We start from the raw sequence: 14,516 nt of genomic DNA, 5'->3' as shown, positions 1-14,516 counted from the left end.
CCCGAGGCCGGTTACGGGTCCCCGGCCCCGGGGTCGGCTCCAGGGCCAGGGCATGACGAGCCCGTGACCCGGCTCGCCGCACTGGACCGGGTCCCGCCCCGTATCACCTGGCAGAAGCTGGTGACGCTGCCGGCCTTCGTCGCGGTAGTCCTCGGCGCCACCGCGCTGTATCTCCGCACCACCGAGCTGGACTCGATCGCCAGGAACGCCCTCGCAGACGGCGCCGTGCGCACCGCACTCCTCCAGCAGACCGAACTCGTCGCGATCTCCACCTTCTTCGTGCTCATCATCGCGATCCCACTGGGCATCGCGCTGACGCGCGGGGTCCTGCGCCGGGCCGCACCGCTGTTCGTCGCGGTGGCCAACATCGGCCAGGCGACCCCGGCCCTGGGCCTGCTGGCGCTCCTGGTGATCTGGCTCGGCATCGGCCAACGAGCCGCCCTGGTCGGCATCGTGGCATTCGCGGTGCTGCCGGTGCTGAGCAACACCGTGGCCGGCCTGAGGGCCACCGACCCGGCACTCGTGGAGGCGGCGCGCGGCATCGGGATGTCGCCGCTGCTGGTGCTGTTCCGGGTCGAACTGCCCCTGGCCGTACCGCTGATCCTGGCGGGCGTACGGACCGCGCTCGTGCTGAACGTCGGCACCGCGACGCTGGCCACCTTCGGCGGCGGAGGAGGACTCGGGGACCTGATCTCCTCCGGCATCACCAACCAGCGCATGCCGGTGCTGGTGCTCGGCTCCGTACTGACGGTCGCCATGGCGCTGATCGTGGACTGGCTGGGGATGCTCGTCGAGTTGCTGCTGCGCCCGCGCGGCCTGGAGGTGGACTGATGCGCCTGACCCGGGTACGGACGGCCGTCGCGGGCGCGGGCGCCCTGCTGCTCGCCGCCGCAGGGCTGAGCGGCTGCGGACTGACCAGCGGCAGCCCGCTGGCCGACTCGGTGCAGCCCGGCTCCATCGGGAAGGGGCGACCGCTGAAGGGCGCCCAACTGACCGTGACCTCCAAGGAGTTCACCGAGCAGATCATCCTGGGCCAGATCATGGGGCTGGTCTTCAAAGCGGCCGGCGCGGAAGTCCTGGACCGGACGAACATCCAGGGCTCGATCGGTGCCCGCGAGGCGGTCAAGTCCGGTGCGGCGGACGGGATGTACGAGTACACGGGCACGGCCTGGATCACCTACCTCGGTCACACCAAGCCGGTCGTCGACCCGCACGAGCAGTGGGAGGCCGTGCGCGACGAGGACCGCCGCAACGGCATCGCCTGGCTGCCCGCCGCCCCGCTCAACAACACCTACGCGCTGGTCGCGAACCGGGCGAATGCGCAGAAGTACCGGCTGCGCACTCTCTCCGACGTGGCACGTCTGACGAAGGAGGACCCGGGCGCGGCGACGATCTGCGGGGGAAGCGAGTTCTCGGTGCGCGAGGACGGCCTGCCCGGCGTGGCGAAGACGTACGGATTCGCCCTCCGGCGCGGGAACTTCAAAAAGATGGACGACGGCGTCGTCTACACCCAGGTCGCCAAGGGCGCGGCCTGCACCCTCGGCGTGGCGGCCACCACCGACGGCCGCATTCCGGAACTCGAGCTGAAGGTGCTGGAGGACGACCGGCACTTCTTCCCCAACTACAACGCGGCACCCGAGATGAACAGCGCCACGATGAGGAAGTACCCCGCCATCGCCGACGTCCTCGCCCCGATCACCAAGCGGCTGACGGGGGCGGAGGCCCAGCGGCTGAACGCGCGGGTGGACGTGGACGGGGAGGACCCGCACGAGGTGGCGAAGGACTGGCTGGTACGGGAGGGCTTCATCCGGGAGGGCTGACAGACGGCTTCGCCCCAGGCTTGAACTCCATCACAACCGGCTCACCGCCCCGAAGAGATCACGGCACGACGGTGCACGTCGGCCCGGTCGTCCGGCAGCCACTTGGTGACGATGCCGGTGAGCATCTTGGACGGAGCGCTCGACGCCGCGAACTACGGCGCCGCGCTCCTCGAAGACAAGGCGCCGGGAGCCGGCCCGCCCCTGGGAGCAGACGGCCAGAGTGCCACGATGGACGGCATGACGACGATCGGCGGTGAGGTCGCGGCCGGGTTCGAGCCGGTGCGCGAGGCGTTCGCGGAAAACAGGCCGGGCGCAGGTCGACCGGACGCGGTGGGCGTGTGACCGGCCGGCCGGCGCCCGCGGTGCTGCCCCCGTCGCTACGCGTGTCGCTCGGGCTGATCGCGGTCCTCGCCGCGCTGGTGGTCGTCGTGCTCGGGGTTCTGTACGCCGGCCACAGCGAGCCCGGCACGGTGGACAGGTGGATCATCCAGCCGACGGCGGACAGTGTGGGGCCGCCGTGGCGGCGCGTCGCTCTGGCCACGGACTTCTTGGGAGAGCCCGCCGGAGCAGCGATGCTGGTCGTGGCCGCCGTGACGGGCTGCCTGCTGTTACGGCGTCCTCGCGCAGCCGTGCTCATCGTTGCCGGCGTCAGCCTGACCGTGGGGGCATCGACGCTGCTCAAGTCCCTGGTGGGACGCACCATCCACGGCGACGACAACCTGTCCTACCCGAGCGGGCACACCGCCTTCTTCACCGCGCTCGCCCTCATGGTGGCGCTGCTCGCGACCGGCCGGCTCTGCCTCGGCAGGACGGCCGGCATGTTACTCGTGCTCACCGCGGCGCTGGCTGCCGGCGCCGCCATGGGCTGGGCGCAGGTCGCCCTGGGCGCGCACTACCCGACTGACGTCCTCGGCGGCTGGTGCACCGCGCTGGCGGTGATACCCGCGACCGCGTGGCTGGTCGACCGGACGGCCGACCGGCTGGTCGATCGGATGGCCGACGCCGGTCGTCGGCAGCGTCGCTGACGTCACGTCACGCCAAGCGGCGGAATACGGGCTTCACCGGCCGCCCGGCCAGCCAGGGGGTGGGGTCAGCCGCGTCCAGTGCCTTCCGGTACACCGCACATGCCTGGGCCACCACATCGACGGTGCGGTCGATGTCGGCCTCGCCGAGCGCGCTGCTCACCACGAACGACGGGGCCAGCACTCCGCCCGCGAGGAGTTGGCGCAGGAACAGGGTGCGGTACCCCTGCGACGGCTGCCCGTGCTCGTCGAGGGTGGCGAAGACCAGGTTGCTGGCCCGGCCCCGTACGACGACGTGGTCGCCGACACCCATGCCGGCCGCGGCGGCGCGGACACCCGCGGCCAACCGCTCTCCGAGGGCGTGCAGTTGCGCGGTGATGCCCTCCTCGGCATAAGTGGTCTGCACGGCCATCGCGGCGGCCAGCGAGTGCGTCTCCGCACCGTGCGTGGTGGACAGCAGGAACACCCGCTCGCCGGAGTGACGCAGCCCGCCCCACTCCATCAGATCGCGGCGCCCGGCCAGCGCGGAGACGGCGAACCCGTTGCCCAGCGCCTTGCCGAACGTGGAGAGGTCGGGGACGACGCCGTACAGGCCCTGGGCGCCCGCCTCGGACCAGCGGAGGCCGGTGATCATCTCATCGAAGATCAGTACGCAGCCGTGCCGGTCGGCCAGCTCGCGGAGGCCGGCGAGGTACCCGGGCGGCGGCTCGGTGTGGCCGGCAGGTTCGAGGATCAGGCAGGCGACCTCGTCCTGGTACCGGGTGAGCAGCTCCTCCGTGGCGGCCAGTTCCCCGTAAGGGAACGCCACCGTGAGCTCGGTGGTCGCCGCCGGAATACCGGCGGACATCGGCGTGGTTCCGATGAACCAGTCGTCGACGGAGAAGAACGGATGGTCGCCGCAGATGGCCACCCGCTGGCGCCCGGTGACGGCGCGGGCGAGGCGCACCGCGGCGGTGGTGACGTCGGAGCCGTTCTTCGCGAACTTCACCATCTCGGCGGTCGGCACGGTGGTAAGGAAGCGTTCCGCGGCCTCGACCTCCACGATGGACGGCCGGACGAAGTTGCTGCCGCGGTCGAGTTCCCGCCGCACCGCCTCGATCACGCGTGGGTGGGCGTGGCCGAGGCTGACCGACCGCAGGCCGGAGCCGTACTCGATGTAGCGGTTGCCGTCGACGTCCCACACATGGGCACCGCGGCCGTGGCTGATGACCGGGGCCAGGTTTTCGGGGTACTGGTCGTCGCCCTTGGCGTAGGTGTGCGCGCCCCCGGGGATCATGGCGTGCAGCCGCTCGTTCGCCATCCGCGACCGGGGCAGGAGGAACTCTTCGGTGTCCACGCTGACTTCAGCTCTCTTTCTGCTTCAGGACCTCGGCGAGGCTCGGGGCCTCCCGGTCCCGCTGGGACATCGATGTGACCGGCAGCGGCCAGGGGATGGCGAGCTCCGGGTCGTCGAAGGCGATCGTCACGTCCTCGGCCGGATCGTGCGGGCGGTCGATCCGGTACGAGGTGTCGGCGGTCTCGGTCAGCGCCTGGAAGCCGTGCGCGCACCCCGCCGGGATGTACAGGGTCCGCTGCGTCTCGCCGGACAGCTCGAAGAAGGCCCGGTTGCGGTAGGTCGGCGAGTCCGTCCGCAGGTCCACGACGACGTCGAAGATCCTCCCGTACGAGCACCGCACCAGCTTGGCCTCGCCGGCGCCGGAGCGCAGGTGCAGGCCGCGCAGCACGCCCCGGACCGAGCGGGACACGCTGTCCTGGATGAAGGTGTCCGGGTCGAGGCCCACCGAGCGGACCACGTCGGCGTCGAAGGTGCGGCAGAAGAAGCCGCGCTCGTCGGCGTACGGCGTCGGCTCGAACAGGTACGCGCCGGCTATCTCCGGAACTGCTGTCGCTTTCATGAAGCCTCCTGCCGGGCGTGGGCGTTGGCGTTGGCGTTGGCGTTGGCGTTGGCGTCGTCGGTCGCCGGGAACAGCGCCGCGGTCAAGGCGGTGAACTGGTGCTCAAGTTGCCGAACGGCGACCAGGTTCCGCTCGGTGAGGGTCCGCCGCAGCTCCGCCGATCGCCGCTCCAGCGCCCGGAACTGCTCGAGCAGCCGGTCGGCGTCGACCTCGCGAGCCGGGTGGCAGTACGCGCCAAGACCCATCTGAGCCATGAGCGCGTCGCTCTTCGCCGCATAGCTGAGTGCGAGCGTCGGCGTGCCGACCTTCAGCGCGCAGATCAGGTTGTGGTATCGGGTCGCCACCACGGTGTCGGCAGCCGCCATCTCCTTCATCAGGTCGGCAAGGGAGTCCGCCTCGGCAGCGGTGACCAGCGGCGAGTCCACCGCGTCGAGGATCGCGGCGACCACCGCCACGTCGCACTCGTCGCCGGTGAGCAGCCGGACCGGCCTGCAGTCCTCGACCAGCGCGCGAACGAAGCGAGTTGTCCCGTCGAGGTAGCGCCGGTGGATCTCCTCGGCCCGGGCGCGGTCGTCGTTGCCGCCGTGGAAGTCCATGACGCCGACGCAGACCCGGCCCGGCGGACCCGAGGGCGCGCTCGCCGGCAGCGTCGGCAGGGCGAAGGCGAGGTCCGGGTGGACCTCGTCGCGCGTGGTGTCCACGCCCATCGCCCGCATCGCGTCGCGGGACTGGGTGTCCCGGTACGACCGGTACGTGGCCAGCCGCGCCGACCGGCGCACCAGGGCCCGGGTCGGCCGGTCGCCGATCGCGGCGGCGCCGACGCCGACCAGCGCGACCCGGGTGCCGAACAGCCGGCCGGATGCGCAGAGCAGGAACAGCGAGTACGGGAAGCCCCACGGCCGCAGCGGCAGCGTGGCCTCCAGGACGCCCATGCCCGGCACGATCACCACGTCGTGCCGGCGCACCCAGGCAGCGGTGCGGAAGACGTCGACGAGTTTGCCCAGGCCCTTGCCCGCGATCGCGCCCGCACGCGACGCGGTCCGGTACTCCCCGCGGTACCAGTGCAGCCGCGTCGCGGGGATCGCGTACCGGGTCGCGACGACCTCGGGTCCGCCGCACAGGGCGTCCACGACAGCCTCCGGGTGCGCGGCGCGGAGGTAGCCGAGCACGGCCTCGAGCGACCCGTCGTTGCCGAGGTTGCCGGAGCCGAGCAGGCCGAACACCCCCACGCGCACAGGAGTTTCGTCTCCAGACGTCATGCCTGCCTCCCCTCGCGTCCCGCGACGAGGGCGTCGACGGAGACGGTGTGCCGGCCCGGGTCGACCGGGGCGCGGTCCTCGACCCGCTCGCCGGCGCCCGGCCGGACCCGGCTGGTCATCCATGTGGCCAGGTGGCGGTAGCACGCGCGCCGGTCGGCGGGGGACAACGGCGCCCGCCGGATCGCCGAGGCGAAGCCCCAGACGTACTCGGCGAGCAGCCGGGGCGTCGGGTGCAGCAGGCCTGCCCGGCGTGGGTCCAGGTTGACGCACCGGGAGCGCTTGGAAGGGTTCGCCCGCTCGGCGCGGGTGGGGTGGTCGCGGCGGAAGTACAGCAGCTCCGGCACCTGGTGGAAGGGCCCGTGCAGGGTGATCTCGGCGACGAACGTGCGGTCCGCGTGGTGGTAGCTGTCGTGCGGCTTCACCCGGCGCAGCACGTCTGCCCGCATCACCCCGTAGAAGTCGTCGCCACCGGGCTCGAACAGCAGGCTGCGGAAGCGCTCCGGCGCGTGCGGCGAGTCGGTGGCGAGCCCGTACTCGTACGGGACCTTCACCTGGCCGTCTCCGTCGATGACCGCCTGGCCGCTGTGCGCGAGGATCACGTCCGGCCGCTCGTCCAGCGCCTCCACGCAGCGCCGCAGCAGATCCCGGGCATAAAGGTCGTCGTGCGAGGCCCACTTGAACAGCTCGCCACGGCACTCGGTGAACGCGTAGTTGTGGTTCGGCGCGGCGCCGATGTTGCGGGGCAGCCGGATGTACCGGATGCGCGAGTCCTGCGCGGCGTACTTGCGGCAGATCTCCTGAGTCCCGTCGGTCGAGGCGTTGTCGGAGATGACCAGCTCGAAGTCCTCGTAGGTCTGGCCGAGCAGGGCGTCGAGCGACTCGGCCAGGTACTCTTCGCCGTTGTACACGGGCAGGCCGATGCTCAGCCGGGGTTGGGCGGTCATGACGTCCTCACTTCGGGGATGGGGTTGCGGTGGCGCTCGCGCAGGGCGGACCGCAGCTGCAGCCACCACACGGCCGAGGCGCAGACGGTCGCGGCGGCGACGCCCCAGGCCGAGCCGATCGTGCCTGCCACGGCCGCGCCGCCGAGCCCGCCGCCGACGTAGCAGGCGGAGGCGAACAGCTGGCAGCGCAGGCTGCGCCGGGCCGCGGCGAGCGCGCGCAGCCCGGCCGCCGCGCCGGTGCCGAGGCCGGCGCCCGCGACGCCGAGCGTGGCCGGCACGATGAGTTCCGAGGCGGAGTGCCAGACGCCGCCGAGCACCAGCTCGCCGGCCCGGTCCGGCACCAGCAGCAGCGCCGCGCCCCAGAGCAGTGCGGCGGCGGCCTGCCCGCCGCCGAGCAGGAGGCAGAACCTGGCAAGGCGGTGCGGGGCCCGCCGCAGCACCCGTGCCGCCTCCGCGACGGTGACCAGTGACAGCCCCATCAGCACGGCGAGGAACGGGCCGAGCAGGAGCTCCGCGCCCCGGACCGCACCCACCGCGCCGACCCCGACGATCGCGCCGAGCCCGTACGCCCGCAGCTGGCTCGCGCCGCTGAGGCTGACGTTCTCGGCCAGGTACCGGTAGCCGAGATCGCGCTGCTCGCGAAGCCACCCGGGCGCTCCGGTCAGCCGGGGCAGGATGCCGGACTGGAGGCAGCCGTACACCGCGGCCACCGCGGCGGACGCGCCCCAGGCGAGCACGAAGGCGGCCACGCTGCCCACGCGGGCCGCCAGGACCATGGCCGGGACGAGCGCGACGCCCCACACGAGGTCGTTGACGAACGCCTTCCGCCCGGTGCCGGCGGCGAAGAAGGCGAACCGCCAGGCGTCCTGCAGCAGCAGCGCCGGCAGTACGACGCCGAGGCAGGCGAACGCGGGCCCCACGCGGCCGCCGAGGCCGAGCCCGATCAGCAGACACATTGCGCCGAGGGCGGCACCGACACCGAGGGCGGCACCCGACGACCGAGCCGCCGCCGCGCGCCAGGACGTGTCCGGCACGCCGCTGAAGCGGACCACGAGCGGGTCGGTGGCCAGCCCGCGGGCGACGTTGAGCACCACGCCGTAGGTCAGCCAGGCCAGGCTGAACACGCCGAAAGCGGTCAGCCCCAGCGAGCGTGCCACGTAGAGGCCCACCGCGAAGTTGGTCATGCTGGAGGCCGCCTGGTCGGCCAGTCCCCAGGAGAGCCGGCCGACCATGGCCTGCTTGGCGGTCCGCCGGTCCGCCGGTGTCGTCGTCTTCTCCCCCTCGGCGGTCATGGACGTCATGCCTTGATCAGACCGGCGCCGTGCAGGGCGTCGGCCGCGACGGCGACGGCGCTGAACGGCACCCCGGAGCACTCGGCGACGTCCAGCAGACTGTGCCCGCCGTCGGAGAGGCTGAGCACCCAGAGCATGGCCATCTGGGCCTGCTTCGCGTCGCTGCGGCCGCCGAGCGAGTCGTACAACCCGCGTCGGCCCAGCTGCGGTTCGCCGTAGGGGCTGAGGTTGACGTACCGCCGGTTGCGGTCCAGCACGGCGAACGCCTCGCGGCAGACCGCGAGGGTGTCCGCCATCGCCTCCGGGGAGACGAAGTCCGGGTTGTCCGCCGAGGTGTGGTACTCCGGGTACCCGGCGTACGGGGTCCGGCTGAGCGAGCCCACGCCGAGATCGAACCCGGGCGAGCAGTACTGCCGCTCGTCGTAGCCGTACGGGGCGAACTCGTTGACCTGGTGCGGGCGTTCGGAGGCGGTCAGCACATGTCTCATCACCCGGTCGATCTCCGCGTCGCCGCGCCTGCTCTGCTTGTACGTCAGTTGACCCGGGTCGCCGGCGCAGGCCAGCACAAGGCCGTGCTTGACCCGTTCCACCCGCTCCGCGTTGCGGGCCAGCCAGGTGATCGCCCCGATGGTGCCGGGCGCGTAGATGAACCGGTAGGTGTAGTACGGCGTCTCCTGCGCCAGCGCGCGGGCCAGGAACGTCGCCACCGCGATGCCGGCCAGGTTGTCGTTGGCCAGCGACGGGTGGCAGACGTGGCAGGAGACGATCACCTCGTCGGGGACCTGCCCGGGGATCACGTGCTCGGCGTAGGTGAGGTGACCGTCCGCGAGCGTGGAGTCGATACGCACCTCGTACTCGCCGTCCGGCAGCGCGTCCAGGGTCTCCTGCGCCAGGCAGAATCCCCATTCCGGTGTGTAGTAGCTGGTGCGGTACGGCACCCAACTCGGGTGGTCCGGCAGGGTGTGCAGGTGTGCCCGCAGCTCGGCCAGCGGCATGGTCGCCGACACCGGCACGCTGTAGCCGAGCACGTGCAGGCTGGACGCGGCGAAGTCGACGACCCGGTTGCCGGCGGTGTCGGCGATGTACGCGTCCCGGATGTTCCACTCCTGCGGCACCGTCCAGTCGAGCACTTGCGTCCCGGTCGGTACCTCGTGCACCTGCAGCGGAACGTACTCGCCGACGATCTCCAGGGTGGCGCGCACACCGTCGCCGGTGATGCTCCGGCACAGCGGGTACAGCCGCTCCACCAGCGCGTGCATCTCCTCGCCGACAGCGGTCATCGGCGCCACCGCAGGGTGTCGTCGACGGCGCCGGCGTCGGACGCCGCGCGCAGCACGGCCAGCCGGGTGAAGCGTCGCTCGAAGTCCTCCCGGGTCAGCCCGAACTTCCGGTAGGCGTCGGCGAGTTCGAGCGCGCCCTGCTTCACCGTCCACTCGCAGTCGAAGCCGGGCACCGCGGCGCGGAACCGGGAGAAGTCCACCCGGTACGACCGCGGATCGGCACCGGTCTCCCCGGTGATCACCACCCGCGAGCCGGATACCGCCTCGGCGACCTGCTCGGCGACCTCGGCGACCGTGACGTTGTTGATCTCGCTGCCGATGTTGAACGCCCGGTCGTGCACCGCTTCGCGCGGCGCGGTCAGCGCGGCCGTGAAGGCCCGTGCGATGTCGGCGGCGTGCACCAGCGGGCGCCAGGGGGTGCCGTCGGAGAGGACAAGAACCTCGCCGGACAGGAGCGCGTGGCCCACCAGGTTGTTCAGCACGATGTCGGCGCGCAGCCGGGGCGAGTAGCCGAAGGCGGTGGCGTTGCGCATGAACACCGGGGTGAAGTCGCCGTCGGCCAGCGCGTGCAGATCGTCCTCCACCCGCACCTTGGACTCCGCGTACGGCGTCACCGGGCGCAGCGGGGCGTCCTCGGTCACCAGGTCGTCACCGCCGGCGGCGCCGTAGACCGAGCAGGTAGACGCGTACAGGAAGCGCCGCACTCCGGCGTCGCGGGCCAGCCGGGCAAGCCGTACGGAGGCGTGGTGGTTGATGTCGTAGGTGAGGTCCGGCGCCAGCGATCCCAGCGGGTCGTTGGACAGCGCGGCCAGGTGGATCACGGCGTCCACCCCGGCCACGTGGTCGGCCGTGACGTCGCGCAGGTCCACGCGGGGCCCCGGCGGGTCGGCGGGCGGCGGGCCGAGGACGCAGTCGGCGAACAGGCCGGCGTCGAGGCCGACGACTTCGTGTCCGGCGGCCGTGAGGACCGGGGCCATCACGGTGCCCAGGTAGCCCTGGTGTCCGGTCAGCAGTACGCGCAAGGTTCATTCCCCCAGATTGAGCGTGAGTTTGGTGACGGCGAACGCCTCGGCGTAGCGCGCGTGGCATTCGATGCCGCGGATTCGTGCAAGGCCGAGGAAGGCCTCCCGGTCGTACCAGGGCCGGTGCCGTTGCGAGGGGTAGTGCTCCTGCAACAGCCGCACTTTCTGTTCGGCGATCTCCGGCGTCAGCGGCTGGTACGCCGACGGACGGCCGAGATCGCCGTCCCACTTGACGATCTCGTAGCGGAGCACGAGGTGGTCGCGGAATGCGGTGGTCATCAGCTTCGCCAGGCCGCGGTGGTCCTGGTGCGCGTCATCGGTACGCGGGGCCAGCACGAGATCCGGCTCGGTCTGCCCGCGCAGCTCCTCGACCGCGGCTTTGGCCTCCTCCCAGTGCGCGGGCAGTCGGCCGTCCGGCAACTTGAGCACGCTCAGCCGCAGTTCGGCGCCCGGGCAGAAGGCGGCGAGCGCGGCCCGCTCCTCCTGTTCCCGTTCGCCGCCACCACCGGAGAGCACCAGCGCGTCGACCCGGATACCCGGCCGCGCGAGGCACATCGTCAGCAGCGTGCCGCCGGCGCCGATGGCGATGTCGTCGCAGTGCGCGCCCACCGCGACGATCCGGTCCAGGGGCCCGGCCCCGAGCCGGATCATGCGGTCCTCGCCCCGGCGCCGTCCCTGCTGCCGGTCGCGCTCGCACCCGCGCCGTCCCGTTCCCACACGGCCCACGGGCGGTCGCCCCGGGCGTACGCGTCGTCGAGTGCGGCCCGTTCCTTCACGGTGTCGGTCGGCTTCCAGAAGCCGCGGTGCTGGTGCGCCACCAGCCGTCCCTGCTTGGCCAGTTGGGCGCATCCGTCAGCGACCAGGTCCCCGTTCTCCGGGATGTGGTCGAAGACCTCCTGGCGGAGCACGAAGTAGCCGCCGTTCTCCCACAGCGGCATGTCGCTCACCGCGGTGATGCCCCCCACCAGGCCGTCCTCGCCCAGGTCCACGCAGTGGAACGACGACTGCGGCGGCACCACCATCATCGACGCACCGGCGTCACGCCGGGCGAACCGGTCGATCATCTCCGGCAGCGGGGCGTCGGTGAGCACGTCGGCGTAGTTGGCGAGGAACATCTCGTCGCCGTCCAGGTGGTGCCGCACCCGGCGCAGCCGCTCCCCGATCGGCGACTCGATGCCGGTCTGCGCGAACGTGATCGTCCAGGAGGCGATGTCGGTGGACAGCAGCTCGGTCTGCCCGTTGCGCAGCACGAAGTCGTTGGACGTCGTCTCCTCGTAGTTGAGGAAGAAGTTCTTGATGTGGTGAGCCCCGTACCCGAGGCACAGGATGAACTCCGTGTGCCCGAAGTGCGCGTAGTAGCGCATGACATGCCAGATCAGCGGCCGCGGGCCGACCATCGCCATCGGCTTGGGCATGTCGTCGGAGGCACCGTTGCGCATCCGCATCCCGTAACCGCCGCAGAACAGAACGACCTTCATGACTTGGCCTCGACAATGCTCAGTTCAGGGATGGGAAAGACAAGGCGGCCGCCCCAGTCGTGCACGAAGGACAGCTGCTCGACCAGCTCGGCCCGCAGATTCCACGGGAGGACGAGGACGTAGTCCGGCTTGTCGGCGGCTATCTGTTCGGGCGGCAGGATGGGGATGCGGGTGCCCGGGGTGTACCTGCCGTGCTTGTAGGGGTTGCGGTCGACCGTGTACGGAAGCAGGTCGGGCCGGATGCCGCAGTGGTTGAGCAGGGTGTTGCCCTTGCCCGGGGCGCCGTAGCCGACGACCGTCTCGCCGCGCTCGGCCGCCTCGATCAGGAACCGCAGGAGGTCCCGGCGCACCTTGGCCACCCGGGCGGAGAACTCGGTGTACCCGGACAGTTCCTGCAGCCCGGCGGCCTTCTCCCGGTCCAGTACGTCGGCCACCCGGTGGGTCGGCTCGCCGGCCACCTCGGTCGGCCGGGCCCACAGCCGGATGGAGCCGCCGTGCGTGGGCAGCAACTCGACATCCACGAGCGCGAGTCCGCCGCTCGCCAGCGCCCGGGTCGCGGACGCGACCGTGTAGTACTGGAAGTGCTCGTGGTAGATCGTGTCGTACTGGTTCTCCTCGATCAGGGTCAGCAGGTGCTGCACCTCGATGGAGACCCAGCCGTCGTCGGCGACCAGGGCGCGCAGCCCCTTGGTGAACCCGACCACGTCGGGGATGTGCGCGTACACGTTGTTGGCCACGACCAGGTCCGCCGGGCCGTGCTCGGCGCGGACGGCCGAGCCTGTGTCCGGGTCCAGGAACGCCGTGAGCGTGGGCACGCCCGCGTCCCGTGCCGCGGCGCCGACGTTCACCGACGGCTCGATGCCGATGCATCGGATTCCCCGGTCGACCATGTGCCGGAGCAGGTAGCCGTCGTTGCTCGCGACCTCGACCACGAAGGCGTCGGGGCCGAGAGCAAGGCGCGCTGCGGTGTCGGCGACGAACGTCCGCGCGTGCTCCACCCAGGAGGTCGAGTAGGAGGAGAAGTACGCGTACTCGCTGAACGTCTCCTCCGGCGTGATCAGCGGGGGGATCTGCGCGAGCCAGCAGTCGGTGCAGACCCGCAGGTGCAGCGGGTACGCCGGTTCCGGCTGGTCCAGTTGCTCCGCGGCGAGAAAGCTCTCACACGGCGGGGTCGCCCCCAGATCGACGACGCTCCCCAACGCCGCCGAGCCGCAGAGTCGGCATCGTGTCATTTACTGCCCCCATCCCTGCTCGCGCGGGTGCCCCGCCGCGAGCGAGTGTTTCCATTACCTGTCGACGGCACGGTGTCCCCGCCGCCGGACCGACCCGCGATCGCGGTGCGGTACCCCTCCACCAGGCGTTCGAGGCCGACGGCCGGGCTGAAGCCCTGTTCGTATCGGCGCCGGGCCGCCTGGCCCATCTCCTGGTTGCGGTGCGGATCGTTCGCGATCCGGCGCACGCAGGACGCGAGCGAGGCGGGGTCGCCCGGCTGGTGCAACAGCCCGGTCACCCCGTCCTCGACGAGTTCGACGAAGGCGCCGTGACCGGCGGCGACGGCCGGGACCCCCGCCGCCATCGCCTCCACGACCACCAGGCCGAACGCCTCCAGCCAGGTCGAGGGAGCCACCACGGCGACCGAGCTCGCGACGGCCTGCCGGCACTGGGCGGGGTCGTACAGGCCGACGTACCGCACGTCGTCCCGGCCCGCCGCCCAGGCGGTCACCTCCGGCTCCAGCGGCCCCGCGCCGGCGATCACGAGCGGCACGCCCACACCGCCGCTCGCTGCGATCTCGTCCCACGCGGCCATGAGCAGCCGCACGCCCTTGACCTCCGCAAGTCGGCCGAGATAGAGCACCTGCTCGCCGGCGCCCGCTCGGCAAGTGCCCGGGTCGGGCACGAAGTTGTGCTTCACCGCCAGCCGCTCGGCCGGCATGCCGGACCGCACCAGGACGTCGCGCTGTGCCGCGGAGATGCAGAAGAACCGCTCCACGCCGGACCACCACCGCCGCCGGTTGACCGACAGGCTGACCGCGAGCGGCACCGTCGCAAGGCGGGAGTTCCGGTAGCAGCCGTGCCGGACGGCGGGCAGCGGCGCGGACCCGACGCACTCGGTGCACGGCCGGCCGTCCCGCTGCAGCGTGCCGGGCGGGCAGACCTGGGTGTAGTTGTGCAGTGTGGCGACGGCGGGCACGTCGGCGTCGGCGCAGGCGGCAAGGACCGCGGGAGACAGGAGCGGGAAGACGTTGTGCACGTGCACGACGTCAGGCCGCTCGGTGCGAAGCCGGCCGGCGAGCTCCGTGCGGACCGCCGGGTTCCACGGCACGAGGAGCGGCAGCGCGGCCTTGGAAAGCAGGGACCGGGCGGCAATGTCGTCGCTGCGCCGCTCGAACACCTCGACCCGGTGGCCGGCTTCGCGCAGCAGCGCCACCTCCTGGTCGACGACGTTGTTCTCCCCGCTCGGCTGCGCCGAGGCGTAGCGGTTGTGCACTACGAGGATGTGCATG

15 protein-coding genes are annotated in these 14,516 nt (G+C 71.9%); 4 read left to right on the top strand and 11 right to left on the bottom strand.

Annotated features, from left to right (window positions below; all coding sequences use genetic code 11):
* The first annotated feature begins 63 nt into the window (after positions 1-63).
* The 4 genes from OOK40_RS18220 to OOK40_RS18205 all read left to right on the top strand — a co-directional run bounded on the left by OOK40_RS18220 (position 64) and on the right by OOK40_RS18205 (position 2,845).
* Positions 64-831 carry an ABC transporter permease gene (locus tag OOK40_RS18220; RefSeq protein ID WP_257153862.1) on the top strand — a complete coding sequence of 256 codons (768 nt, stop codon included), beginning with the start codon at positions 64-66 and terminating at the stop codon, positions 829-831.
* The gene (locus tag OOK40_RS18215) at positions 831-1,820 is read left to right on the top strand and encodes a glycine betaine ABC transporter substrate-binding protein (RefSeq protein WP_266482617.1); all 990 of its coding nucleotides are present in this window, start codon (positions 831-833) and stop codon (positions 1,818-1,820) included. Before OOK40_RS18220 ends, OOK40_RS18215 begins: the two co-directional genes overlap by 1 nt.
* Positions 1,821-1,937: 117 nt before the next feature.
* Positions 1,938-2,162, top strand: a complete 225-nt coding sequence (locus OOK40_RS18210) for a hypothetical protein (protein WP_266482615.1) — start codon at positions 1,938-1,940, stop codon at positions 2,160-2,162.
* On the top strand, positions 2,159-2,845 hold the full coding sequence (locus OOK40_RS18205; RefSeq protein WP_266482613.1) for a phosphatase PAP2 family protein: 687 nt from the start codon (positions 2,159-2,161) through the stop codon (positions 2,843-2,845). The genes OOK40_RS18210 and OOK40_RS18205 overlap by 4 nt, the downstream gene beginning before the upstream one ends.
* A gap of 7 nt (positions 2,846-2,852) precedes the next feature.
* Here OOK40_RS18205 and OOK40_RS18200 read toward each other — a convergent pair whose 3' ends face one another.
* Genes OOK40_RS18200 through OOK40_RS18150 form a run of 11 tightly spaced genes read right to left on the bottom strand, consistent with a single transcriptional unit; the run spans position 2,853 to position 14,515 of the window.
* Entirely contained in the window at positions 2,853-4,178 is a 1,326-nt protein-coding gene (locus OOK40_RS18200) for a glutamate-1-semialdehyde 2,1-aminomutase (RefSeq protein ID WP_266482611.1), read from the bottom strand.
* A gap of 7 nt (positions 4,179-4,185) precedes the next feature.
* Entirely contained in the window at positions 4,186-4,737 is a 552-nt protein-coding gene (rfbC, locus tag OOK40_RS18195; RefSeq protein WP_266482609.1) for a dTDP-4-dehydrorhamnose 3,5-epimerase, read from the bottom strand.
* Complete coding sequence (locus OOK40_RS18190; protein ID WP_266482606.1) at positions 4,734-5,996, bottom strand: polysaccharide pyruvyl transferase family protein; 1,263 nt, start codon at positions 5,994-5,996, stop codon at positions 4,734-4,736. Before OOK40_RS18190 ends, rfbC begins: the two co-directional genes overlap by 4 nt.
* Positions 5,993-6,940, bottom strand: a complete 948-nt coding sequence (locus OOK40_RS18185) for a glycosyltransferase family 2 protein (RefSeq protein WP_266482604.1) — start codon at positions 6,938-6,940, stop codon at positions 5,993-5,995. Before OOK40_RS18185 ends, OOK40_RS18190 begins: the two co-directional genes overlap by 4 nt.
* Positions 6,937-8,232, bottom strand: a complete 1,296-nt coding sequence (locus OOK40_RS18180) for a hypothetical protein (protein ID WP_266484398.1) — start codon at positions 8,230-8,232, stop codon at positions 6,937-6,939. Before OOK40_RS18180 ends, OOK40_RS18185 begins: the two co-directional genes overlap by 4 nt.
* Before the next feature lie 5 nt (positions 8,233-8,237).
* Complete coding sequence (locus OOK40_RS18175; protein WP_266482602.1) at positions 8,238-9,521, bottom strand: DUF4910 domain-containing protein; 1,284 nt, start codon at positions 9,519-9,521, stop codon at positions 8,238-8,240.
* Entirely contained in the window at positions 9,509-10,534 is a 1,026-nt protein-coding gene (locus OOK40_RS18170) for an NAD(P)-dependent oxidoreductase (protein ID WP_266482599.1), read from the bottom strand. The genes OOK40_RS18175 and OOK40_RS18170 overlap by 13 nt, the downstream gene beginning before the upstream one ends.
* A 3-nt stretch (positions 10,535-10,537) precedes the next feature.
* On the bottom strand, positions 10,538-11,185 hold the full coding sequence (locus OOK40_RS18165) for a PIG-L deacetylase family protein (RefSeq protein WP_266482597.1): 648 nt from the start codon (positions 11,183-11,185) through the stop codon (positions 10,538-10,540).
* Entirely contained in the window at positions 11,182-12,012 is an 831-nt protein-coding gene (locus OOK40_RS18160; RefSeq protein WP_266482594.1) for a glucose-1-phosphate cytidylyltransferase, read from the bottom strand. The genes OOK40_RS18165 and OOK40_RS18160 overlap by 4 nt, the downstream gene beginning before the upstream one ends.
* Positions 12,009-13,244, bottom strand: a complete 1,236-nt coding sequence (locus tag OOK40_RS18155) for a class I SAM-dependent methyltransferase (RefSeq protein ID WP_266482592.1) — start codon at positions 13,242-13,244, stop codon at positions 12,009-12,011. Before OOK40_RS18155 ends, OOK40_RS18160 begins: the two co-directional genes overlap by 4 nt.
* The gene (locus tag OOK40_RS18150; RefSeq protein ID WP_266482589.1) at positions 13,241-14,515 is read right to left on the bottom strand and encodes a glycosyltransferase; all 1,275 of its coding nucleotides are present in this window, start codon (positions 14,513-14,515) and stop codon (positions 13,241-13,243) included. Before OOK40_RS18150 ends, OOK40_RS18155 begins: the two co-directional genes overlap by 4 nt.
* Between the last annotated feature and the right edge of the window lies 1 nt (position 14,516).

The sequence above is a fragment of the Streptomyces sp. NBC_01481 genome, from assembly GCF_026339995.1.
GTDB lineage: Bacteria > Actinomycetota > Actinomycetes > Streptomycetales > Streptomycetaceae > Streptomyces.
This window is presented reverse-complemented; position numbering and strand designations above follow the sequence as displayed.

Bases quoted from the DNA above. Each gene is read 5' to 3' on its own strand.
- rfbC (WP_266482609.1), bottom strand. From the start codon at position 4,737: ATGAAAGCGACAGCAGTTCCGGAGATAGCCGGCGCGTACCTGTTCGAG.
- OOK40_RS18180 (WP_266484398.1), bottom strand. From the start codon at position 8,232: ATGACCGCCGAGGGGGAGAAGACGACGACACCGGCGGACCGGCGGACC.
- OOK40_RS18165 (WP_266482597.1), bottom strand. From the start codon at position 11,185: ATGATCCGGCTCGGGGCCGGGCCCCTGGACCGGATCGTCGCGGTGGGC.
- OOK40_RS18150 (WP_266482589.1), bottom strand. From the start codon at position 14,515: ATGCACATCCTCGTAGTGCACAACCGCTACGCCTCGGCGCAGCCGAGC.
- OOK40_RS18160 (WP_266482594.1), bottom strand. From the start codon at position 12,012: ATGAAGGTCGTTCTGTTCTGCGGCGGTTACGGGATGCGGATGCGCAAC.
- OOK40_RS18155 (WP_266482592.1), bottom strand. From the start codon at position 13,244: ATGACACGATGCCGACTCTGCGGCTCGGCGGCGTTGGGGAGCGTCGTC.
- OOK40_RS18215 (WP_266482617.1), top strand. From the start codon at position 831: ATGCGCCTGACCCGGGTACGGACGGCCGTCGCGGGCGCGGGCGCCCTG.
- OOK40_RS18190 (WP_266482606.1), bottom strand. From the start codon at position 5,996: ATGACGTCTGGAGACGAAACTCCTGTGCGCGTGGGGGTGTTCGGCCTG.
- OOK40_RS18185 (WP_266482604.1), bottom strand. From the start codon at position 6,940: ATGACCGCCCAACCCCGGCTGAGCATCGGCCTGCCCGTGTACAACGGC.